19 protein-coding genes are annotated in these 24,640 nt (G+C 41.7%); 8 read left to right on the top strand and 11 right to left on the bottom strand.

The genetic code is table 11. The features are described from left to right. Positions 1-10: 10 nt before the first annotated feature. A complete protein-coding gene (locus N646_RS03315) occupies positions 11-958 on the bottom strand; it encodes an amino acid ABC transporter permease (protein WP_005377325.1) in 948 nt (315 codons plus the stop codon). A gap of 135 nt (positions 959-1,093) precedes the next feature. Then, the gene (locus tag N646_RS03320) at positions 1,094-1,882 is read right to left on the bottom strand and encodes a transporter substrate-binding domain-containing protein (RefSeq protein ID WP_017821680.1); all 789 of its coding nucleotides are present in this window, start codon (positions 1,880-1,882) and stop codon (positions 1,094-1,096) included. 461 nt (positions 1,883-2,343) lie between these two features. Between N646_RS03320 and N646_RS03325 the strand changes: the two genes are divergently transcribed. Continuing rightward, positions 2,344-2,688, top strand: coding sequence for a DUF3316 domain-containing protein (locus N646_RS03325; RefSeq protein ID WP_017821681.1), 345 nt, complete (start codon positions 2,344-2,346; stop codon positions 2,686-2,688). A 611-nt stretch (positions 2,689-3,299) separates the two neighbouring features. Here the strand turns inward: N646_RS03325 and N646_RS03330 are convergent. Together N646_RS03330 and N646_RS03335 are read right to left on the bottom strand one after the other, a co-directional pair. Further along, positions 3,300-4,274 (bottom strand): porin, encoded by a 975-nt coding sequence (locus tag N646_RS03330; protein WP_017634771.1) that lies wholly within the window; start codon positions 4,272-4,274, stop codon positions 3,300-3,302. A gap of 140 nt (positions 4,275-4,414) precedes the next feature. Further along, positions 4,415-5,338 carry a LysR family transcriptional regulator gene (locus N646_RS03335; RefSeq protein ID WP_017821684.1) on the bottom strand — a complete coding sequence of 308 codons (924 nt, stop codon included), beginning with the start codon at positions 5,336-5,338 and terminating at the stop codon, positions 4,415-4,417. Between the two features lie 378 nt (positions 5,339-5,716). On the opposite strand from N646_RS03335, the gene N646_RS03340 reads away from it, so the two are divergent. The 3 genes from N646_RS03340 (at position 5,717) to N646_RS03350 (ending at position 11,114) form a co-directional block, all read left to right on the top strand. Beyond that, positions 5,717-6,886 carry an efflux RND transporter periplasmic adaptor subunit gene (locus tag N646_RS03340; protein ID WP_017821685.1) on the top strand — a complete coding sequence of 390 codons (1,170 nt, stop codon included), beginning with the start codon at positions 5,717-5,719 and terminating at the stop codon, positions 6,884-6,886. Between the two features lie 12 nt (positions 6,887-6,898). Then, on the top strand, positions 6,899-10,039 hold the full coding sequence (locus N646_RS03345; protein ID WP_017821686.1) for an efflux RND transporter permease subunit: 3,141 nt from the start codon (positions 6,899-6,901) through the stop codon (positions 10,037-10,039). A gap of 145 nt (positions 10,040-10,184) precedes the next feature. Continuing rightward, positions 10,185-11,114: a LysR family transcriptional regulator gene (locus N646_RS03350; protein ID WP_017821687.1), complete on the top strand. Its 930-nt coding sequence runs from the start codon at positions 10,185-10,187 to the stop codon at positions 11,112-11,114. 1,228 nt (positions 11,115-12,342) lie between these two features. On the opposite strand, the gene N646_RS03360 is transcribed toward N646_RS03350, so the two are convergent. Further along, the gene (locus N646_RS03360) at positions 12,343-13,242 is read right to left on the bottom strand and encodes a LysR family transcriptional regulator (RefSeq protein WP_017821689.1); all 900 of its coding nucleotides are present in this window, start codon (positions 13,240-13,242) and stop codon (positions 12,343-12,345) included. Between the two features lie 112 nt (positions 13,243-13,354). On the opposite strand from N646_RS03360, the gene eamB reads away from it, so the two are divergent. From eamB to queC, 3 genes are all read left to right on the top strand, one after another. After that, on the top strand, positions 13,355-13,939 hold the full coding sequence (eamB, locus tag N646_RS03365; RefSeq protein ID WP_005388201.1) for a cysteine/O-acetylserine transporter: 585 nt from the start codon (positions 13,355-13,357) through the stop codon (positions 13,937-13,939). Between the two features lie 308 nt (positions 13,940-14,247). Further along, entirely contained in the window at positions 14,248-14,586 is a 339-nt protein-coding gene (locus N646_RS03370) for a helix-turn-helix domain-containing protein (RefSeq protein WP_005388200.1), read from the top strand. Positions 14,587-14,653: 67 nt separating this feature from the next. Further along, positions 14,654-15,310: a 7-cyano-7-deazaguanine synthase QueC gene (gene queC, locus N646_RS03375; protein ID WP_005377298.1), complete on the top strand. Its 657-nt coding sequence runs from the start codon at positions 14,654-14,656 to the stop codon at positions 15,308-15,310. A gap of 310 nt (positions 15,311-15,620) precedes the next feature. Here queC and queE read toward each other — a convergent pair whose 3' ends face one another. Then, positions 15,621-16,271 carry a 7-carboxy-7-deazaguanine synthase QueE gene (gene queE, locus N646_RS03380; RefSeq protein WP_031777254.1) on the bottom strand — a complete coding sequence of 217 codons (651 nt, stop codon included), beginning with the start codon at positions 16,269-16,271 and terminating at the stop codon, positions 15,621-15,623. Between the two features lie 216 nt (positions 16,272-16,487). Between queE and N646_RS03385 the strand changes: the two genes are divergently transcribed. Then, positions 16,488-17,297 (top strand): Cof-type HAD-IIB family hydrolase, encoded by an 810-nt coding sequence (locus N646_RS03385; RefSeq protein ID WP_017821691.1) that lies wholly within the window; start codon positions 16,488-16,490, stop codon positions 17,295-17,297. Between the two features lie 159 nt (positions 17,298-17,456). Here the strand turns inward: N646_RS03385 and N646_RS03390 are convergent, their stop codons facing one another. From N646_RS03390 to prpF, 5 genes are all read right to left on the bottom strand, one after another. Beyond that, complete coding sequence (locus N646_RS03390) at positions 17,457-18,902, bottom strand: bifunctional NUDIX hydrolase/phosphatase PAP2 family protein (protein WP_017821692.1); 1,446 nt, start codon at positions 18,900-18,902, stop codon at positions 17,457-17,459. A gap of 385 nt (positions 18,903-19,287) precedes the next feature. After that, a complete protein-coding gene (locus N646_RS03395; protein WP_017633778.1) occupies positions 19,288-20,619 on the bottom strand; it encodes a trypsin-like serine protease in 1,332 nt (443 codons plus the stop codon). A gap of 191 nt (positions 20,620-20,810) precedes the next feature. Further along, on the bottom strand, positions 20,811-21,290 hold the full coding sequence (locus N646_RS03400; RefSeq protein ID WP_005377290.1) for a GNAT family N-acetyltransferase: 480 nt from the start codon (positions 21,288-21,290) through the stop codon (positions 20,811-20,813). Positions 21,291-21,479: 189 nt separating this feature from the next. Continuing rightward, a complete protein-coding gene (locus N646_RS03405; protein ID WP_017821693.1) occupies positions 21,480-23,357 on the bottom strand; it encodes a propionyl-CoA synthetase in 1,878 nt (625 codons plus the stop codon). 77 nt (positions 23,358-23,434) lie between these two features. After that, positions 23,435-24,631 (bottom strand): 2-methylaconitate cis-trans isomerase PrpF, encoded by a 1,197-nt coding sequence (prpF, locus tag N646_RS03410; protein WP_005377286.1) that lies wholly within the window; start codon positions 24,629-24,631, stop codon positions 23,435-23,437. Positions 24,632-24,640 lie beyond the last annotated feature (9 nt).

The following is a 24,640-nucleotide window of genomic DNA, read 5'->3' on the forward strand; positions in this document are numbered from 1 at the left end:
GACTCCACCATTAATCACTTGCTGCCAATTTCTTTTCTAACGTTTGTATTGCCCAAGATAAGGTACTAGTCAGAAGCAAATAAAGGGCCGCTACGGTAAACCAAACTTCAAATGGGGCAAAACTACCACTTACGACTTCCCTGCCCGCTTTTGTCAGATCAGTAATCGAAATCACGGAGACAAGTGAGGAATCTTTTATCAGGTTGATAAACTGCCCGGCTAAGGGAGGTAATGTCTGCTTAAACGCTTGAGGTAAAATGACATAAATCATCGCTTTGGGATAATTCATTCCTAGTGAACGCGCCGCTTCCATTTGTCCTCTTGGGATTGACTGGATTCCTGACCGCACAATTTCTGCGACATAAGCGGCGGTAAACACGGAGAGCGCTATCACTCCCGCAGTAAAACGCTCAAGGTCAAGCACAGTACCAATAAAGAAGTAAACGATAAAAATCTGTACTAAAAGAGGCGTTCCACGAATGACCTCGACATACACAAGCGCCAGCTTTTTTAATGCCGGATTGCTGGATATACGCATTAGTCCGACAACTAAGCCCAACGCTAGAGCAATGATAAGTGACCAGAGCGAGATTTTAATTGTCGTCACAACACCATCTAAAATTGGGCCAGAGCGCCACTCTTTTATAGTTGCTAAGGTATCTCCTTCAAAAATAAGATCACCTTCATAGACGTCCACAGACTTATATTGGCTTAGTTCAAGAACAATATCACCATGAATACTCTCCAGAGCCAGTTGGTTATTCTCGTCGAGAATGATGTTCCCATCGACAGGCGCGGTAATGGATGAAGCAGCGTTAGTGGCAATATAAGGAAGGACACGCTCCCAATTCCAGCTGTAATCGATTCGCTTACCTGACAGATAGACAAGACCGCAAATTGATAGCAAAACAAGAACAAAAACAGCGTTCCACAATAGGGATTTAAAGTTATTTTGCATGTGATTCCGAGAATGACTTTGATTAAAGTTGGTTGGGTATTTGAATAAAGAAAAGCGTTAGCTTCACAGCACGAACCGTTTGGTTGGCGATGAACCGAGCCAGAAGCTAACCGCTCCTCTACAATAACAATATGATTACTTGACTTGCTTTAACCATTTATCGTCGTTAAACCACTTATCGTAAATGCGATCGTAAGTTCCATCGCCCTTAATTTGACGTAAATAGTTGTTTAAGAAGTTAAGCGTATCTGGATTTCCTTGCGGCACAGCCCAACCCAAAGGCTCGTAAGTAAACGGTTTAGCCAAGTGCATTAACTGCCCTTTGTTTTCCGCCACATAAATAGAGTTGTAAGGAAAGTCATAAACAAACGCATCTACCTTTCCGTTGGCAACCTCAAGTACCGCTTCAGACTGAGTTTCGTATAGATTTATCTTAGCTTTCGGAAGGTATCGTTTTACCGCTTGCTCACCCGTTGTCCCAAGCTTAGTTGCAACAACATAATCTGGACTATTGAGATCACGGTAACTAGACACTTTACCTTCATGCTTGAGATCTACGAGAATAGATTGACCAATAACCACATAGGGATCAGCGAAATTCACCTGAGTATTTCGCATAGGTGTGATAGTCATCCCGCCCATAATCATGTGACACTTACCAGTCAACAGTGTTGGGATAATGCCATCCCATGAAGTGTTTACCGGCACAAACTTAACATCCATGGCACGCGCCATTTGCTTACCCAAATCGATATCAAACCCGATGTACTGCCCATTTTTTGCTGTCATTTCAAAAGGCATATACCCAGAATCAAAGCAGACTTTTAGCTCCCCTGTACTTTTGATGTCGTCTAAAATTGGGTCTGCATTAACCGTCGTCGAAACAGCTAACCCCAGTGCAGCAAAACACAATAACTTTTTCATGGATATTCCTTTATCATTTGTTGTAAAGTTTTTTTATACACGACAATAGAATAAAAAACCACAAACAATGACTTTTTAATCACTAGAATTTGTAGGATCGTTACTAAGCTGGAAGATCTGAATGAAAATCTATACCAAGCCATTGCAATTGAATTGCATGCATTAAGTGATTAAGTTGTAGGCAGGTCACTATAACGACAAGAAACATACGCTTTGACTGAATAGTCAGCGTTTCCGAGAGTGGTTTAATTATTAACGAAACCATACAGATATTCGCTTTTTCACATTGACCGTAATGTCAAAAGTGCTTGAGTTTTATTGTTGACAATTCTTCCATAGTCAATGGTCACAAATGTGATGTACAGCACATTTCTATAATGGCACTATCACCTTTGTCGAGAGATATTAACAAGGATTCGTTGGACATCTTGACTTTGTAATACAAATAAAAAGGTGACTATATGAAAAAACTAATGACGCTCTCATCACTATTATTATTCAGTTTATCTGCTACTGCTGGTATTCATATCGAACACTCTACAAACAAAGTTGTTCTCAATGACTTTACGACAAAAGATGCCGCTTATAGCTCTGCGTTTGATCTTGTCGATGAATACCAAACGCTATCAAAACATGAACTTAGAAATCGTCTAAACATCATTGGAAGCGGTTTCCCTCGTGATATTGCAATCGATGATAGTAAGGTGAGAGTTGAAGAGTACGCACTTAACCGTGATGAAGTTAAATATCGTGCAATCATAAACTTCGATTATCACTTCAGAACAAGTGACGGCGGTAAAAACTAAAAAATCATCTGCACCTTTACTTTCTTAGAGCCCTTCCTATTTTAAGAAAGTAAAGGTGTCTAATCACATTGAAACGACTGCTTTTCATAAATCGCTCTCTCCTTACATAAACAGTATCAATCCCTACCTCTATCGTTTACATAAAAATCATTTTTCCAATCTTCATTGAGATACATTTCGTCGTTTGGCGCTTTATCATTCACTTGGTTCGCCATATGGATTCCACATCACTTAAATGAAAAAGACCCTTGAAATTGAGTTTAATTTTCTATGAAGATTAACTAAATCTAAGATCGACAATTGTCGTTACATTTTTCTCGTTTATAGCAATATATAAAACTACTCTTTTCGTTTTAATTAACCATAAAGCGTGAAAATAAAAAAAGGCAACAAGACACTTCTTGTTGCCAAAGAAAAAATACATCATTCAAAAAATATGAAAATGAAAACTAGCAGTGGACTAGCTAACAAAACCATTATATTCAAAACACTTAAACAAGTAACGATCAATATAATCCATTATATATGGATGAAAATCAGCACTTATGAAGTTACACCGATAAATAAAAAAGCCTGAAAATAGTTTCAGGCTTTTTAGCTTTATTAATTTTTTAGAATGAATATCTCGCAGCTATTGCAAGAATATCGTCTTCATTGTCTACATCTGTAATTCTGTATTCTGCTAGTGCTTTAAAATTAGAAGTCAAATCGTACTCTGCACCTAGTGAGTAGTAATCGACGACGTCTTCATCATCACGCTCTAGATTGTTATAGCCAACAAGTGCCCAAAGCTTATCTGTTATTTCATAAGTGGCAACTGCTTCAATACCGGTGTAATCAATATTACTTTCAGAACCATCTTTAGCCCAGTTTTCACCATCACTGTATAAAACAGAGGCATAAAACTTGTCGTATTCAAATGCAATAGCACCCGTTAGCAGCTCTGCATCTTCTGCACCCGATTGCCCTTCACCTTCGTTGTAACCAAGCGCAACTTTGAAGCCATATGGCAACTTGTAGTCCGCCGCCGCACCATAAGAGGCTGCATCTGTTGACACTTCATCGTTTTCAGCCTGATAGCTAACATGAATATTCAAACCTTCATAGCTTGTCGTTAGCTTAAATACTGAATCGGAGCGACCGGTACCATATAGATCCGCACTTACGCCAGCAGCTTCATTACCAAACTCCGGGAAAATATCCGTGTAATCAGATACTAAAGTGACCGCACCGTATTGACGTCCATAACTTACTGTTCCGTAATCTGCACCAACTCCTACATAGCCTTTTCGGATATCAAATTCATCATCTTCAATCCCATCAGCATCTCTGCGATTAGACTTAAATTCCAACTCATATAAGCCGAATGCATAAAGATCTTCATTTATTTTAGACTCACCTGAAAGTCCTACACGAATGTAGCTATTATCTCCGTCAGCATTTTTATCATCAGAGAAATAATACATCCCTTGCGCTCGGCCATGAATATTTAATACTGATTCTTGATCTTCATAAACTACGGCTGAATTTGCAGCACTTGCAGAAAAAAGTGCTGCGATTGCGATCGACGTTCTTGTCATTTTCATTTAATTACCACTACTTATGTTGTTTGAATCGAGTGAGATTATGAACAGTGGCAATTATTTTTAAAGTGCAAATTCAACCATATTCTATGGATAAATATAAACAAGCCCTCAATCTAAAACATTATGTCCTAGTACTCATATTAGTCGAGATAATCCATCCAAACAGGAGGCGTTCCTATTATTTTTTGAACAGTATCAATGAACAGTTTGGCTAATGGTTGTTGATTTCGGTGAGTATACATTGCATATATTTCCCCTATTGCGGGAAGATTATAATCAGGAAGCAACTGGACAAGATCTTGTTTACTCAAACTCTCCTGAAGAAAGAACTGCCCTATTAAAGCATACCCTAGATCAGATTTTACGGCATCGAGCATTAACTCAGTTTCATTCACGAAGTACTGCCCGTTGATATTATACGTTCTAACGTCGCTTGATGACTGGCTTGGCGCTATACGTAGCTTATCCGCCTTAAAGTTAGCATTAGAGTATATTACTGCTGGCATTTTTATAAGCTCTTCTGGAGAGCTCGGAGTTCCATACTTGTCAATAAAACTCTTTGATGCAACCAGTGCCATATTATTGCTTGCCAACTTACGTACTATCATGTTGGACTCTCGGATTGGTCCGATACGAAACACAACGTCAAAACCTTCGTGGATAACATCGACTCGATTATCATCGAGCAGCAGCTCTACAGTAATGTTTGGGTACTGTTTTATAAACTCTTTAACTGCCTGATTTAAGTATGCTCTGCCAAAGAAAGTGGAGCTTGATATTTTCAAGTTACCCTTCGGTTCATCCTGAAATGTAGCAGCAATACTACGAGTTTCGGTTAGAACCTCTCTTACTTTCTTGGCTTGCGCCACCATCTCAACACCTGCATTGGTCAGGGATAGCGAACGCGTGGAACGGTTTAACAGCCGTAAGCCCAATTCATCCTCTAGCTTTTTGATCTGTTTTGACAAAGCTGAACGATCTATATGATTTCTGTCAGCAGCTTTAGCAAAAGTTCCGTATTCAGAGACATCCAGTAGTAATTCAAGTTGGCTTGCGAGATCCACTGCACAATTCCTTATTTAGTTTTTATTCTTTATGTGATGGGAAATGGATTTTACAAAATTAATTTCAATTTTTTATGGTTCAAATTGCATCAGTGAATTGCAAATAATGCACGAATTAAAAACGCTTTAATTTTCGTCGCTATCTTTAGCTTCTGTTTAGTTATTCCTATCTATTATGGCTTATTACATTTAACAATACTCCACGTCTTTAAAACCCTAAACTGACCTTTTTCAAACCAAAAAATGAGCATTTTGACCAATATTTAATCGTGCATTTTTATCACTACTCTATGTTCGCTGAGGGCCTATTTACCCATAGGTACAATGAATACAATGCCGTTCCTTTTAGTATGAACAGAATCATTTAGGGCGCGACAAATGTTAAAGAAAGTTTTCGGCATTGGCCTTTTATCCGTTTTAGCTGCTTGTGCAGACGAAGAGATAACCAAACAACCTAATACTCCCTTACCTACGATAGACGTCTCCAAAGTTATCTATGAGCCCGTTCAATCGTGGTTCACCTTTACAACAAGGCTTCAAGCCCCAGAGAAAGTTTCTTTAATGCCACGCGTTTCCGGAGTTATTGAAACGGTAGAGTTCAAAGACGGACAGAGTGTCAACAAAGGCGACTTACTCGTCACTCTTGATGATCGAACCTTCAAAGCTCAGGTCTCACGACTTGAAGCGCAAGTTAAGAGTGCTCGAGCTGCGCTAGAGCAAGCAGCAAACGAACAAAAGAGAGCCGCTCAACTTGTTAAGCGAAAGGCCATCTCAGCGGAACAAGCAGAGGCCCGAGATACCGCAGTAAAACAACGCTCTGCAGAACTAATGGCCTTGCGTGCTCAGTTAGAATCCGCAAAGTTAGATCTTGAGTTTACGAAGATATATGCCCCTATTAGCGGCACTATTTCAAGAGCATTCATTACTAAAGGAAACAATGTAAACGCAAATCAAAGCGTTATATCAAACATTGTCTCTAACGATCAGGTATATGCATACTTTGATGTCGATGAGCGAACTTGGAACCGTTACTTCTCGACAATCAATGCCGACTCTAACTTACCTACTCGTCTTGAACTATCTGGACAAAATGGGCAGGAGTTTTTTGGACGCGTTGACTTTGTCGACAACTCCATCAACGAAAACACCGGTACTTTGCAGGTTCGAGCGGTATTCGATGCAACAAAATCAAGCTTAAAAGTGGGATCGTTTGGCCGAGTTCAGATATCAACAACCAAACCAGTTGAACGAGTTCTCGTTCCAGAGCGTTCTATTGGCACAGATCTAGAAAACCGCTTTGTATTAACACTCAATGAAGAGAATACGTTGCAATACAGCATCGTAACCTTAGGCGAACGTTACGGAACATTTCGTGCCATCGAGAATGGCTTGAACGCCGACTCAGTTATTGCGGTAAATGGCCCAGCAAAAGTTGGCCCAAATAGCAAAATCTCACCAAAAAATGTCACGCTAGATATTAGCAACACCTCATTGATTATGGCTTCAAACTCAACATCGTTGCCAAATAAACGTTTAGCTCAAGACTAAGAAGACAACCGAATGAAATTTGCACACTTTTTTATTCAAAGACCCATATTTGCCTCTATGTTATCGCTATTGATATTAATAGTAGGCGCAATTTCACTTTTACAGTTGCCTGTGAGTGAATATCCAGAAGTTGTCCCTCCTACAGTCGTAGTTACAGCAAACTATCCTGGTGCGAACCCAAAAGTAATCGCAGAAACAGTTGCTACGCCTCTGGAGCAAGAAATTAATGGTACAGAAAACATGTTATATATGTTTTCACAGGCAACCAGTGACGGAAAAATGACATTGACCGTAACCTTTGCTTTAGGTACGGACTTGGACAAAGCTCAGGTTCAAATTCAAAATCGCGTCACTACAGCTTTGCCCCGATTACCAGAAGCCGTCCAACGGTTAGGAGTTGTTGCCGAAAAAGCCTCTCCTGATCTCACCATGGTTGTGCATATATATTCTCCAGATTCTAGCCGTGAAGTCAGTTATTTAGCTAACTACGCTAATTTAAACTTGAAAGATGAGATAGCTCGGCTCGGAGGCGTTGGTGATGTGCGCCTTTTCGGTGGTGACGAGTACTCAATGCGCTTGTGGTTAAATCCAGATGAGCTCGCTTCTAGAAATCTAACCGTAATGGACGTTGTCTCCGCCGTCCGATCTCAAAACCAACAGGTGGCAGCAGGCTCATTAGGTGCGCAACCAGCCGCTAATGAAAACCAATTCCAAGTTTTGTTGAACGTAAAAGGCCGCTTGGAGAATATTGATGAATTCAACGACATTGTAGTAAAAGTTGACGAAACAGGGGCTTTGACACGTCTTAAAGACGTTGCACGCGTAGAGCTAGGTCAAAACTCTTATGCACTGCGCGCCTTGTTAAATGGTAAACCAGCGGTGGCGATGCCCGTATTCCAGCGCCCTGGTGCTAATGCTATTGAGCTATCTAATCAGGTTCGTTCAACCATGGACCGTTTACAAACAGCCTTTCCAGCTGGAGTTTCATATGAAATAGCCTACGACCCGACCGTCTTTGTTCGTGGTTCGATAGACGCGGTGGTTCATACTCTGCTAGAGGCAATTGTACTTGTTGTTGTCGTAGTCATTTTGTTTTTGCAAACATGGCGCGCGTCTATCATCCCTATCATTGCGGTGCCTGTTTCATTAATCGGTACGTTCGCCGTAATGCAAATGCTTGGAGTATCGATTAACACGCTTTCGTTGTTTGGGCTTGTTCTCGCCATAGGCATCGTCGTCGATGACGCCATTGTCGTCGTCGAAAACGTGGAACGGAACATCCATAATGGACTTGCACCACTAGAAGCAACGAAACAAGCAATGACCGAAGTTACCGGGCCAATTATTGCAATTGCTTTAGTGTTATGTGCGGTGTTCATCCCGACGACCTTTATTACAGGGTTATCCGGTCAGTTTTATAAGCAGTTCGCACTAACAATTACGATCTCGACGATTATTTCAGCAATTAACTCGTTGACGTTATCGCCTGCTTTATCAGCACTGCTATTACAAGATAAGAACGCAAAACCCGATCGGCTAACCAAGCTCTTGGATGCGGTTTTTGGTAAGTATGTTTTTGCGCCATTCAATAGAATTTTTGAGTATAGCTCGAACCAATATCAAGCTCTGGTCAAGAAGCTGATTCGCTTTAGCCTTGTTGTTGTGGTGGTATACATTGCGTTACTCGGGGGAACGGCTTCTCTATTCAAAGCGGTTCCTGGAGGATTCATTCCTCAACAAGATAAGCAGTATTTAGTTGCGATCGCCCAACTTCCAGATGCAGCAAGTTTAGATCGAACAGAGTCCGTTATTAAAGAAATGGAAAACCTCGCGCTGGCAACACCTGGCGTAGCACAAACCATTTCTTTCCCAGGCTTATCGGTCAATGGTTTTACTAACAGTCCGAATAGTGGCATCGTTTTTGTTACGCTTGAGGACTTCGATAAACGAAATGATCCAACTCTCGGAGCAAATGCGATTGTTGCATCTTTGAATAAGAGCTTTTCAATCATTGATGAAGCCTTCGTTGCGATTTTTCCACCACCACCAATCCAAGGACTTGGCTCTACTGGCGGCTTTAAACTTCAAATCGAAGACCGTGCGAACAAGGGGTTTGATGAGCTCTTCAAGCAATTGAACTTGGTAATAAGTGAGGCATCAACAAGACCCGAGCTGATGGGATTATATTCCACATTTCGTATACAAGTGCCGCAGATGGACATCCAAATAGATCGTGAACAAGCGATGCTGCAAGGTGTTCCTCTAGAGCAGGTTTTTGATGCGCTTCAAGTTTATTTAGGATCATTATACGTCAATGACTTCAATATGTTTGGTAGAACATACAAAGTGAATGCCCAGGCAGACATGAACTATCGTCTCGAACCTGACCAAATACTTAATTACAAAGTAAGAAATGCTGCCGGAAAAATGGTTCCTCTCGGCGCTGTACTGGAGATCATACCCACGATTGGGCCTGACCGCGTGATGCACTATAACGGCTACCCTAGTGCAGAACTAAACGGCAGTCCTGCTTTTGGTTACAGCTCTGACCAAGCCCAAACGGCTATTGAGGAAGTACTGGATCAAAACCTAGCAGAGGGAATGGTTTATGAATGGACTGATGTAACCTACCAGCAGATTTTGGCTGGTAACACGATGGTGTATATATTCCCACTTGTTGTTTTGTTAGTTTTCATGGTGCTAGCTTCGCAGTACGAGAGTTTAAAACTGCCATTCGCTATCATTTTGATCGTTCCCATGACCATTTTTTCTGCACTAGCAGGTGTTTGGTTCATTGGTGGTGACAACAATATATTCACACAAATTGCTTTGATTGTCCTTGTGGCTCTAGCGTGTAAAAATGCCATCTTGATGGTGGAGTTCGCTAAAGAACTTAAAGACAATGGCCAAGATACCTTATCAGCGATTTTGGAAGCATGTCGTTTACGTCTTCGACCGATTCTAATGACATCAATTGCATTTACCGCTGGTGTTATTCCATTAATGATTGGTACAGGGGCCGGAGCGGAAATGCGACAAGCAATGGGTATTGCCGTATTCTCGGGTATGGTAGGCGTAACGGTATTTGGATTACTACTCACACCTGTTTTTTACATGTTAGTGAGTCGAAACAAAAAACGTCAAACACTATAACCATAATATAAATACTCATTTAAATTCATACTAAAGGGAGCTATTGCTCCCTTTTCTTTTGGTTATTAAGTATACTAATAATTTCTAGACAGAGCAGAAGTTATACATGAAACTAATACGCTAATATCTAACGTGGATAAACATTGTGGATTTAGCAAATAAACTACACCTGCTTTTAGAAGTCTCTAAAGCTGGATCTTTTGCAAAAGCAGCAGATGGGATGAATATCGACCGCTCTGTTTTGTCTAAACACATCAAGCAGTTAGAAGAGCACTTAGGCGTTAGGCTATTAAACAGAACGACTCGCTCTCTTTCATTAACACAAGTCGGCCAGCAAATAGTAGAAAAAGCAGACCAAATATCTCAACTCCTTGATGATACTCAACAAATAGCGGAGAACTTTCAGACTGAGCCTTCAGGGAAAGTACGAATTTCAAGCTCAACATTATTTGGAAAACTCTATCTACAACCTTCGATAGAGAAGTTTTTACATAAGTACCCAAAAGCAAGTGTTGAACTAATGCTAGATGATCTTCATGTAGACGTGATTAGAAGTAATTTTGATATTGCTTTTCGAATCGGACCTATGAGGGATTCATCAATGGTAGCAAGAAAATTAGCAAAAAATACGACTGCAATCATTGCTTCTCGAAATTTAATTGAAAAACATGGTAACCCAGAAACGCCGGATGAGTTAGTTAAGCTACCTTTTATTATTTATTCAAATGGTAATTTTATTGTCGATAAACTTAAATTCTACGACAAAGAAAAATCAGATGGTTTAGATACATACCCAATATCAGGGTCATACATGGTAAATGAAGCTGAGCTAATAATTGAAAGCGTAAAGTCAGGTCTGGGCGCAGCACTTATAGGTCAATTTATGCTTCCTAAAAACCTAGAGTCTTCTAATTTAGTCCAACTTTTACCAGAATATGAAACTCAAGATTTTGGTGATATTTATGCCATGTACTCACACCGTCAGCAATCACCATTGGTTAGGGCATTCATTGATATCGTTCAAGAAGAAATTGGCATACCACCAATATGGGAAAAGCATTTCAATAAAAGCTAGGCGATTCTATTTAACCAAAATTAACAGAAAATCAAATAAAATCAATAATTTAAAACAGAAATGTTTAAGATCCATCGAAGTTTAATGTTAGGTGAATTAAGTTCCATTCTAAATGGCGCTTAATTCACTAAATATAAAACACTCTTGATTTATAATACTAACAAATCCATCACCTATACAAGTTACGATGTATATTAAAGAAAAACACACCTCGGTCACTAGTTTGTTAGTATATAAAATATCTTATCTTATTTTTTTGGTTATTTATACGTTAGCAACGATTTATTTTAGCGTACAAATGGACAAAAGCACATCGGAGAACTCTCTTATAGAAATGACTCAAATAGCATTTGTGCTTTTTTCATCGTTAATGTGTTTGTATAAATCTAAGGAGTATCTTGAACTCAAACACATATTAGTAATAATGTCTTCATTTTTTATGGTTATATTCGTTAGAGAAATGGACTACCACATAGAGCAGTATTTCTCTCACGGTTCATGGAAGTACCCTGCTTGGATTATAATAGTCTCGGTCTGTTATTTTTGTTTTAATAACATAGTTAACATAAAAAATGAGGTCAAACTTTTCATTTCTCATTCTAGCTTCACGACATTAACGATTGGCTTTTTCATTGTTTTCTTATTCTCACGCTTTGCAGGGTATGGTGATTTTTGGGTCGAGTTTATGGGGAACTCATACAATAGAGACGTGAAAAACTTGGTCGAAGAAAGCTTAGAGTTACTAGGTTACGCGATACTTTTAAACGGTGTTTTACTTATTAAAGTAGAAAACCACTAAGTATAAACAAAAGTTCAGAGCTTGTAGTTCAAGCTTTGAACTTTTTTTGGTTAAAAAAAAGCAGCAAATATAATTTGCTGCAAATGATGAAAAAAAACAATATGCGTAAGTTAACTTCCTAGCAATGGATGCGTTAACGAGTTAATAATAACGAACCGTAACAATTAAGTCTCGTTGAAAATAATCCATAAAGAATGGCATTTATTACACTGTTAATTATGTAACCTTATCTAATCTAGTTATCACACGCCGTCGTTTTTATATCTTATCTCTTTCCGTCAATAAATAGCTCTTCACATCAGATCCCATTTATCATCCCACAACAGTCGGATTCACAACAAAGCAATAAAAATCAATAAATTAGAAGTAGCCACTTAAAAAGTAAAAAGGAGTAAAAACGAAACTATGTCAGATAGAACATATTAAAGATCACCGACTCTGAGTAGAAAACCGTTCATACTCGTTACGCATACAATCAATAAAGACTTCCATCGCCGGCGTCACACACTTCCCAGCATGATAAGCACAAAGTGGCTTGATCATCTGTGAAAATTCGGTGAACTCAAGCTCTTGTAAACTGCCCTCTTGCAACTCTTTTTCAACCGTAAAACGAGGTAAATAAGAGATACCAATATTACTCTCAACGCAATTTTTGATCGTATTAATACTGCTAAGTTCGATCATGTTGTCGATGCTAATATCACGCTCCTGAATAATGCTCTCAAACATCTGTCGAAAAAGGCACTTAGGGCCATTGCTTATAAACCCTAAATCAATATGTTGCTCTCTCTTCTTTAAATCTAGCCCTTTTAAAAGCGGTGAAGCAACCAATACCAGTGGCTCCTGCTCAAACTCGTGGACCTTGAGCGTATCGTCATTACCTACTCGATAAAACACACCTAAATCAGCTTTATCCGCTATCAACTCATCTCGAATCTGATAGCAATTTTGTGATTGCAGAGAGAGTCTGACATTGGGCGCTCTGATCCTGAACTCTTTTAAAACATTAGCCATCTTATAAGCAAGTTGAGTCTCAGCAACCAGCACTTTCAATTCACCGGTCGGCTCCGAGTTTTCTTGCTGTGCTGTTCCCTCAATATTTTCCATCACTCGCGCCAGTTCATAGACGTAAGGCAGTATCTTTTCTCCTGCTTGAGTCAAAACCATCTTACGCCCTATTTTTTCGAACAGCTGCAGAGACAGATCTTGTTCCAACTGCTTGATTTGAAAGGTGACGGTTGATTGCGTGCAATAAAGCTTCTGTGACGCTTTTAGAAACGATCCTTCTTCAACAATAGCTTTAAAAGTAAGAAAGCGTTTTAGATTCATGACTAGACTCCACAACCAACAGTTCAATAAATTAAAAGTCTAAGTTTTAATTTATTCAATTTTTTAATCAATTGTAGCGAAGTATAGTGCAGTAAAAACAGGAGAGATAGAGATGACAGCCATCTACACCGCATTTTTTACTTACGTAATCATTACTTCAATTACACCAGGGCCAAACAACATTTTATCGCTCAGCATCGCGACGCAATATGGACTAAAACGCTCAACAAAAGTGATTTCGGGGATGTTTTGTGGCTATGTTGTTTTGATGCTACTTTGTGGCGCTTTCACGTATAACATGATCAGCCTCTTGCCCGTGATTACACCTTGGCTAACATGGATTGGAGCAGCTTATATTGTTTGGTTGGCTTGGGGGCTTGCTACGAGTGAGATCAAAACTTCATCGGATAATTCTAAAGGTATCAGTTTCTTAACAGGTTTCGGTTTGCAGTTCGTTAATGTGAAAATCATTCTTTATGGAATTACCTCTATTTCTACGTTCGTACTGCCCCACACTCAGAATATCTACTGGATCTTAGCGACTAGCCTCATTCTTGCTTTGATCGCACTCCTTAGCAACGTAGTTTGGGCCGTTGCAGGAAAGCTACTTCAATCGCAATTCCAGAGATATGGCAAAGTCATCAATATGAGCTTAGCAGCAGCTCTGATCTATTGTGCGACACAGTTATTTACTTAAGTATATAGTTGATCATCAAGAACAATATTGCTCTTCAACTTAGACGACTACGTTTATGTGAAGAGCAAATTCTGCTCTACAAATAGCTGCGGTTTCTCGTGCCCTTACTCGCTCCTCCCACTCCTTCATACGGCAGTTTTTGAAGAAATAGATTCAACGTCACTTAATCAACCTAAAGATACGAAATCTTGTTTAGCTATACATACACGGCCTTGGCGACCTCGGTAATAGCTAAGTATTACTTAGTATACACAAATCAGAAAAACTAAGATAATCTTAGTCATCCAAGTCCTTCGTATGAACTTTAAGTGTTGTTTAATAACCCACTCCCAGCCCGCCTTAAGCATGCGCGTAAACAAGCGAATCTGTCCCAAAAAGCACTGGGCATCCGTATCGGCATGGATGATAGTTCTGCAAGTGCAAGGATGAATCAATACGAAAGGGAGCGCCATACTCCCGACGTAAAAACGCTCAAACTTATCGCAGATGAGCTAAACGTGCCTCTAAACTATTTTTTTTGTGAAGATGAAATCACCGCTGAACTTGCTGTGAATCTCCACAAGCTGTCAAATGATGACAAGCAAAGAGTGCTTGAGAGCACAGCCCAGCTGATTGCGGACGCAATCGCCACGAAGTCGAGTACGTAATTGGGATTAAACGCCTAAGAATACGTATCAATACCAAAGAATCAAAGAGCATAACTAAGGGTTCAACATGGCTACAACAAAAGCACTTGTGGTTTTTTCCGGTGGGCAGGACTCTACGACCTGCTTAATCGATGCATTAAATACATATGATGAGGTTCATGCTATAACGTTTGATTATGGCCAGCGTCATTCAGATGAAATAGATATCGCTATCGAATTAGGTAAGCAACTTAACATCAAAAGCCACAAAGTCCTGGATGTAAAATCAATTAATGAGTTAGCGATAAGCTCGCTGACAAGAGACAACATTCCGGTATCTAATGACTTAAGCGACGCTAACGTACCCAATACATTCGTTCCAGGGAGAAACATTCTCTTTCTTACTTACGCATGTATCCATGCTTACCAGCTTGGCATTCAAGACATCATTACGGGAGTTTGCGAAACAGACTTTAGTGGTTACCCTGACTGCCGAGACAACTTTATTCGCTCTCTAAATCTCTCTTGCAACTTAGGTATGGATAAAGCCTTCAATATTAAGACTCCTTTAATGTGGCTTACTAAAGCAGAGACCTGGGCTCTAGCTGATAAGCACAATATGTTGGAGTTTGTCCAAAACAATACGTTAACATGTTACAACGGAATCGTTGGTAAAGGCTGTGGTGAATGCCCAGCGTGCCTACTGCGACAAAGCGGCTTAGAAGAATACTTAGCGAGCAAATAGTCTTTGTTAGCGGTAATAGCGCTGGGATAAAACCTTTTGCGTTAGCTTCTAAACGTTTTATCTCAGCGTGAAACTCCAGCCAACAGAGCTTCATTTTGATGCCGCCAGATTGGTGGCATCAATTAAATGCGAAACGATTGTCGAACCAAAGATAGCACCACACCACAACAGCCAACACTTCTTAGCTTTTACAACGCTATAAATTGTTTAGATATATCGACAATGTTTCGATAGCAAAGCTACCAACGGCATTACTCGCGAAACCGGGATTAGATAGAAAAGCCACTTCGAATGATGACGAGCCTCTCGTCTAAGCAATACTCAAATATTTATGAGTTTGAACAGACAAACGCCAATTGCGGGCAATGCACGTATCAATACACAATTGCGTAGCACGAGGCTTCTGGCTAATTGGTTGTAGTGCAATGATAGTCTCAGCCGCTACGTTCGCATTTGCTAAAAGGTCATCAAGGTGGTCGATGTCTTTCTGGGTGCCGACTGGATGCTTAATCTCATTTGCTCGCTCTAACGCGCTATTAAGCACTGGCAATTTACCTTTCATCGCCACTTTTGGTGACACTGTCACCCACGTATTTTCTGAAGTAATCACTTCTGATGTGCCACTGGTTTCAATTTGGCATTGGCACCCCATATCTTCAAACGCCTTTGTTAAAGGGCGCAGATCATAAATACAAGGCTCTCCACCAGTAATCACGATATGCTTAGCATTAAAGCCTTGCTGTTGGTATTGCTCTACGATGTTCTCGGCAGATGCAACACACCAAGTCGGAGAGTCTTCCGTTTTCACCAGAATATCGCCTATTTGACGTTGATCATTCTCATCTGCATACCACGTCTGTTTGGTATCGCACCATGAGCAACCAACCGGACACTCTTGAAGCCGAACAAAAACAGCAGGGACTCCAGTGAAAATCCCTTCCCCTTGGATGGTTTCAAACATCTCATTTAGCTTATACAACGCAGAACTCACTCAACTCATAACATTTCAAGGCGAAGACCATAATGGACACGCGTGTCTAGGTCAATTTAAACCAAAAATTAATTGTTAAAATAGACCATTTTGTAGTTTCATAGCGTAATGAATGCAGGTTTCTGGTTAACGTTAAACCAAGCCTTTTTCACTGACAGACCCCAAAAAACTTTAAGGTAAGAAATGATGTATAAACTGATCGCACTAGATATGGATGGCACGCTACTCAATAGTGATAAAGCCATTTCTGAAGAAAACAAACAAGCGATCGCAAAAGCTCGAGAAGCAGGCGTTACTGTCGTTCTCGCTTCTGGTCGCCCATTAGAAGGAATGCAAGACAAGCTCGACGAACTGAATATCCATTCCGATCGAGATTTTGTTCTTTACTACAACGGTTCGATGGTCAAGAACGTAGGCACAAACGACATCATCCACCAGCAAATCATAGATGGTAAAGCTGCAAAATTGGTGGCGCGAAAAGCCGAAGAGCTAGGTGCGTACGTCCATGCTTTTAGTCAAGTTCATGGTTTAATCACCAACGAACACAACCCTTACACCGATATTGAAGCAAAGATAAATGGCTTAAATGTCACCGAGATGAACTTCGAATCACTAGAAGACGATCATCCAATCATCAAAGCTATGATGGTTGCAGAGCCAAGCAAACTAACAGAAGTTATAGCAGCACTGCCAGCTGAAATGCGCGAAGCGTTTACGGTTGTTCAAAGCGCTCCGTTTTTCCTTGAGTTTCTTAACCCTGCGAGCAACAAAGGTATTGGTGTTGCCGCAATTGCCGAGTATCTGGGAATTAAACCGGAAGAAGTTATCTGTATGGGTGACGCAGAAAATGACCACCACATGCTGAAATACGCTGGCCTTGGTATCGCGATGGCAAATGCAATGGAAGAAACCAAGCAAATCGCTGACTACATTACGGCAAGTAATGATGAGCACGGTGTCGCTAAAGCTATAGAAAAGTTCGTGCTCAATGCATAGCCCTTTCCGCCATGTCTGTTGCGTTAAGCTTCTTACGTTTAACATCCCTAGCCGTCCAAGATAGGCAAGCGGCGTTGTTCGTGGACTAAACGTGTAAAAGCCTTGCTGTAATGCAAGGCTTTTTTTTACTTAAATACTAATAGATAACAAATACAGCCATCAATCTAGCAACGTTTTGCTCGGTTGGTTTTCACAAGTCAGCTTCCTTGCAAGCAGCATAAATAACAACATTAATAATGGATAATGTAACGTCGACAAGACTAATGACCACAAACCGCTAAACGATACGATATTAGCCGAGTACAAATAGAGTTGATCAACAAGCAACAATGCCAGCGTCACAAAGATCATCTGCCGAGTATCTAAATGTGCTTTCGACTCTTTAAATGTCATGACCAACGCTGATGCTGTGATTAAAATTGCTAGCCAGCGACCAAACACAGGTAATGGCCAGATGACGGAGATGACCGCTGTTGCCGCAGTCATAATGAACCAGACGCCTTTTGAGCTTAGAACTTGATCAACGTTCACATCTTGATTTGTTTCCAATCGAAGAACATGCCAAGCCACCAAGCTGCCTAACAGCGCGCCAAATAACATATCTAAAATAAAGGCACTGCCGAGGAAAAACTTACCTAACACCACTGTAAGAGTGATGAACACGAAGACTGCCGTTGTTCCATTCAAACCGAAATACTGGGTTCTATGAAACAAGGACGTCAGAACACAAAACCACACAGCGATAGGCAAGCTAGGAAAACTAAAGCCAAAGCTGTGCGTTAACTCCATCATTGGTATATAGACATGTGGGCGCGGTAACGAAAAGCCTTGTTGAGCGACAAGCACCATAAGCGACGTTGCACTAATTGCAAAAAAGAGTCGGTACACAAACCGGCTACCAAAGCGCATCATGGCAAAAGGAAATAGAAAGAGTAGTACCGTCGGTTCTGTCAGGTCTATAACCAGTTTCGAGATCTGACTAGCTACCTCGTAACTCTTTTCTGACAACGCCCCTACCCAACTCTGTAAATCTATCAGCCACGCCAATTCAACCTGACGAAATGAAGGCGCGGATTCGATCAACTGAGTCACATAAGATACTGATTGCTTGGTAGCTTGATCAAAAAACTGAGTGGCTTGTGGCCATTGCTCAGGATAACGATATAAAGATGATGGTAATTCAGATGGGCTAAGCAACATCGCTGACGCAACTTCTACTCCATAATGAGGGGCAAACCAAATAGGCAGTTCATTTCCACCTAAAGAATTATTCATAGAAAAAGCGATAATGTCAGAGTCTGATATACAGTCGTAAAAAACCGCAGTGTCCGTTCTGCCAAGCTCCTCTCCAACCGTAACCACTATACCGGTTTCTTCCCACGTTTCTCGTTGAGCAGCAACTTGTGGAGACTCACCATCAATAATGGTTCCGCCAGGTAGAGAAATCTTATCCGTTAATACTTCATGAACTAACACTAACTTGTCATCAGCGCGAACAATACAGAGCGCTCCTTTAACTTCGCTCGCAGTGGCTTTAGCCGTAGAGATCGGTGAAACAGGTAACAAAATAAAACAAAGGATGAGTAATAACAGCTGTCTCAACACAAAATATGACCTTAAATAAACATAATGATAACCAATGAATCATGGCAGTTAATCTTATCTTTTTCGACAAAAATTAAGTAACGAGTTATGCCAAACTGAGTTGATCGCGTAAAACCTGATCTCAACGCTCACTGGAGAATAATTTAATGCAAACCTGACAAAAATCAGACAAAACATAAAATGTTGATCGCAATTCTGCCAGTTATATAAAGATAACGTCAGGACAAAGTCATACACATTTTGTGGGTTCTCATAGTTGACACAATAAAAAAGGGCTTATTATTCGCAAACAATAAACCCTAGTTATGATAACTATGTACTGATCGTTGAAACCAAGAATGAATCTTATCTCATGGTCAACGAATCAAGTTCACTGGCCCGATAGTTAGTTAGACTTGCAATTCGCATCGCCTACTTTTTGCCAAACACCCCAAGGCCCTGAGTCTGCTGGATTATCACCTTGAGTCCACCACTGCGCTTGCCAAACTTTACCATTCCAAGTAACCGTATCTCCTTTGAGATACACTAAGCTGGCTTGCCATACAGTTGTACAGCTATCTGTGGGAGGCGTTGTCACCGTTTTCGCTTGAGCGGATACTAACGCTTGGTATTGTGTGCTGGTCTTATCAACGTTGAAGTTCAAAGCCACTCTTGCTTCTCCGCTCTGAGTAGCACCAAATTCAACATCAACACGACAACTTGCATTCATTGCTAACGTCGCCTGAGAGCACTGATCATTGGCAATAACAGCTGCATCAGTAACACCCGAAGCAAACGCGCGAACATTTTCCACAGTGAAGGTGGTGCTCCCTGAATTCTGGATAACAAAGCTATGTTGCTGTAACTCCCCAACATTAAATGATGCCAGTGTCTGTTCGGTGGTGTATCCAACAGAAACATTTTCTTTTGGTGGTGTTGCTGTTCCGATAACACCATCGACAAAATTGCGCATAGCAGCGATATCGCTATAAACCCCATACATACCAGGACGAGCACAACCTATTCCCCAACTGACCACACCAAGTTGAGTGATTACACCACTGCGATTAATAACGATTGGACCACCACTATCTCCCTGACAAGAATCTATCCCACCTTGAGGAATACCCGCACAGAATGACACTTCTCCAACCGTTGTGTAGTTGCCACCGGCTTGACGGCAAGTCATATCCGACACAAGTGGGACGTCAACCTCTTGCAATCGAGACGGAGAGCTTCCTCCTTCAGAAGTTCGCCCTAAGCCAGCAACACTAAGCCAATCTCCGATGCTCGCGTATTGCGTTAGACTACCATTCGCAATCTCAACTGAAGAAACACCTTGAGGCACAGAGTCGAGCTTCAATACCGCGAGGTCATGAGAAAGCGTCGCGCGGCGATATGCCGGGTGCATATGGATCTCACTGACGTTTGCACGAACACCATCACTACCGTTATAAACAACGCCACCGATTTTAACCGCAATCTGACTCGGAGAATCACCCTCAACACAATGTGCAGCAGTCAGGACGTAACCATTCCCGATATAACTGGCCCCACAATACGATCGGTTACCATAACGACTAACAATTTGGGTGTAGAATTTCCAGTCACGTGGGTCGGCAGTTACTCCGCCTACGATCTGGGGTTGGATAGTGTGATTTTGCGTCTGTGACAAATCATCAGCACTTGCGAACATTGGCAAAACGGCTAAAGCAAGTAACGATTTTGTTAGTTTCAAAATATTGTCCTCTTGTTTTTGTAAGCACGATCCTCGTGCTACTAATAAACAAGCAGACAAAAACGCCGATACCAATGTGGGTGCATATCAATTTATTAACATTGCGAGCAACTTATAGAGAAAAGTCTATTGACGAACTGAATGATTTCAATTCGAATGAACCTAAATCACAATATTAAAGTTAAATACGATTATTCGTTCAGCGGTTTTCTTAAATAGTGGATATGATGTGCAAACCCTTGTTTTTCATACAAAGATATTGCGCCCTGGTTAAAATGCCATACTTCAACAAACATCTGTTTTGCACCGTAATCAGAGAACGTTGACTCAATTTTATTAATCAATGCCTGCGCCGTACCTTGTTTTCGATATTCAGGCAACACATAGAGCTCATCCACACTTCCCATCATAACTGGCTGGCTGACGGTAGAAATAAGTTCACAGAAGTGACCAGAGATAAAGCCAATAATTTCATCTCCTTGTTTTGCTACGTAAACAAGGCACTCAGGGTCGTCAATATATCGAGCAATGCTTTTTTCTTGTTCTATCTCCTCTGCCGTTTTGAAAAGCTCAGGAGATTGAAGATGATGCTCATCATGAAGCTCGAACATAAGATCGTTGAGCAACTCTAGGTCGCTAAAACACGCAGGTTTAATCGCAAACGTGGTCATACAAAGGGTCACTAAAAATGGAATGGCTGTAGTTTGTGAGGAAAACGTCGTATTGGCAAGTCACAAATGCTTTCACGATACGTTTGTACTGTTTGAACAACAAAAAGGCCCCTGCACTTAATAAACGTACAGAGGCAGAACCAACCAACAGAGTTCGAGGATCAGGGGTTAGTTAGAATTGAGTTTTTCTCAGCGTCGTAGCACTCGCTCAATTTCGTTCAAGCTACTTGGGTCATCAATCGTTGACGGAACGGTGTATTTTTCACCATCAGCTATTTGACGTATAGTTCGACGCAAAATTTTACCTGAACGTGTTTTCGGTAAACGGTCTACAACCAACGCATGCTTGAAGCAAGCAACTGCACCTATCTCACTACGCACTTTGCCAACAAGCTCACCTTCAAGGTCTAGCTCATCCACTTTGACGCCGTCTTTCAGTACAACAAAACCAAGTGGAAGCTGACCTTTTAGATCATCGTGGATACCGACCACCGCACATTCTGCAATCGCTGGGTGGCTTCCTACTATTTCTTCCATTTCACCTGTCGACAATCGGTGTCCCGCGACATTAATCACGTCATCAATACGTCCCATAATAAACAGGTAACCGTCTTCATCCAGATAGCCACCATCACCTGACACGTAGTAGCCTGGGAATTGGCTAAGATAACCAGTTTCAAAACGGTCATGATTACGCCAAACCGTTGGCAGACAACTTGGTGGTAGCGGACGTTTTAATGCGACAAAGCCTTGTTGGTTAGGCCCGACAGCCTCTCCAAGTTCATTCAGAATCTCGACCTGATAACCCGGAATGGGCTTCGTCGAAGAACCAGCTTTAACTGGCATCATTTCGACACCTGTCGGGTTGCCCGCGATGGCCCAGCCCGTCTCGGTTTGCCACCAGTGGTCAATAACGGGCTTGTCCGCTTTGCTCTGAACCCACTCCAGTGTCGGAGGGTCAAGGCGTTCTCCCGCCATAAAGATGGTTTTCAGATTCGACAAGTCGTACTGTTTTAAGTGCTCACCTTCCGGGTCCTCTTTCTTAATCGCACGAAACGCCGTTGGTGCAGAGAACAACGCATCTACTTTATATTCATCACACACTCGCCAAAATGCGCCAGGATCCGGTGTTCGAACAGGCTTGCCTTCGAATAGGATAGTAGTGCAACCGTGAATCAGTGGAGCGTAAACAATGTAAGAGTGCCCTACTACCCAGCCCACATCAGATGCCGCCCAAAAGACGCCATCTTGAGGAACGTTATAGATTGCGCTCATGGAGTACTTCATCGCGACAGCATGACCACCGTTATCACGCACAACGCCTTTCGGCTTACCTGTCGTACCCGATGTATAAAGTATGTAGAGCGGCTCGGTTGCTAACACCGGAACACAACCATGTGGCAGCGCTTGGTTGTACTCTCGCTGCCAATCTAAGTCTCTATCTTGTTTTAGCTCAGCGTCGCACTCTGGACGTTGGAAAACAAACACTTTCTCAGGCTTCCAACGGCTGTCCATAATGGCTTTGTCTACCATTGGTTTGTATGGAATGACTTTGTTGATCTCAATCCCGCACGACGCCGTCATGATCACTTTCGGCTCTGCATCTTCAATTCGTACAGCAAGCTCATTAGGTGCAAAACCACCGAATACTACGGAATGAATCGCCCCCAAACGCGCGCAGGCAAGCATCGCCATTGCGGCTTCTGGGATCATTGGCATATAAATAACGACTCGGTCGCCTTTTTCAACACCTTGAGCAGACAGCATGCCAGCAATTTTTGCTACTTGGTCACGTAGATCGCTATAGGTGTACGTGGCTTTACGACCTGTCACTGGCGAGTCATAAATGAGTGCAGTATTATCACCGCGTCCTTGCTCGCAATGGTAATCTAATGCTAACCAGCACGTATTCATTACACCATCTGGAAACCAACGTTCTATGCCGTTTTCATCAGATTTCAAGATAGTTTTAGGAGATTCAAACCAATCGAGATTCTCCGCTTGAGCGCGCCAAAAACTCTCCGGTTCATTCTTCGCCCATAAGTATTCTTTTTCGTATGAAGACATATTGCTTCCTCCAGTATGTCCTGACATTGCTCTCGTTCTACTCAAAGATCGCTCTTTTAATCCAAAGATCGTCTCTTTTAATCGAAGACATAGAAGGGTACACGCACAAATCCCTCCATCAGTATTCTCGCACTTCGGCTCATAATGGCTTTTTGCACCACCCAGCCCTGCTCAGTTTGCTTCGCTTGTGCCCCAACTTTTAACGTTCCTGACGGGTGACCAAAAGTCACGGACTCTTTTTCACCGCCACCAGCGGCTAAATTCACTAACGTTCCGGGCACACACGCAGCAGAAGCGATAGCAACGGCTGCTGTTCCCATCATTGCATGATGTAGCTTGCCCATCGACAGCGCGCGAACGAGCACATCAATATCCGACTCATTAACGGCTTTACCACTTGAAGACAGGTAACTTTTCGGTTTAGAAACAAACGCTATTTTCGGCGTATGTTGGCGTGTTTGAGCTTCTTCTAAATCAGAAATCAGGCCCATTTTTAACGCGCCATATGCACGGATGGATTCGAACATCGCTAATGCTGTGTCATCGTTGTTGATATCGTCTTGCAGCTCGGTGCCCTGGTATCCTATCGATTCAGCATCAATAAAAATGGTTGGTATGCCCGCGTTAATAAAGGTCGCGTTGAACGTACCCACATCCGGCACCACCAAATCATCAACTAAGTTACCCGTTGGGAACATACTTCCTTCGCCATCGGAAGGATCAACAAAATCCACTTGAATCTCTGCCGCTGGAAACGTGACACCATCGAGTTCAAACTCTCCGGTTTCTTGGACGAAACCATTGACGATTGGCACGTGAATCAAAATCGTTTTGCTTATGTTCACTTGCCAAACACGCACCGTCACAATGCCATTTTCTGGAATACGGTCTTGTGGGATCAGACCAGCATGAATGGCGAAAGGACCGACAGCGGCAGACAAGTTGCCGCAGTTACCACTCCAATCGACGAATGGTTTGTCGATCGACACTTGGCCAAATAAGTAGTCAACATCGTGATCGGCTCTGCTGCTGCGCGAAACAATCACTGTTTTACTGGTGCTTGACGTCGCGCCCCCCATGCCATCAATTTGCTTCGCGTAAGGATCAGGGCTGCCAATAACGCGTAGCAACAGTTTGTCACGTGCGGCTCCAGCCACTTGCGCTTCTTGAGGTAAATCCTCTAGGTTGAAAAAGACACCTTTACTCGTGCCGCCACGCATGTACGTCGCGGGCACTTTTATTTGGCTTGTTTGATTCGGAGTATTATTTGACATACGCACTCC

Source organism: Vibrio alginolyticus NBRC 15630 = ATCC 17749 (assembly GCF_000354175.2).
In the GTDB taxonomy this organism is placed as follows: Bacteria; Pseudomonadota; Gammaproteobacteria; order Enterobacterales; family Vibrionaceae; genus Vibrio; species Vibrio alginolyticus.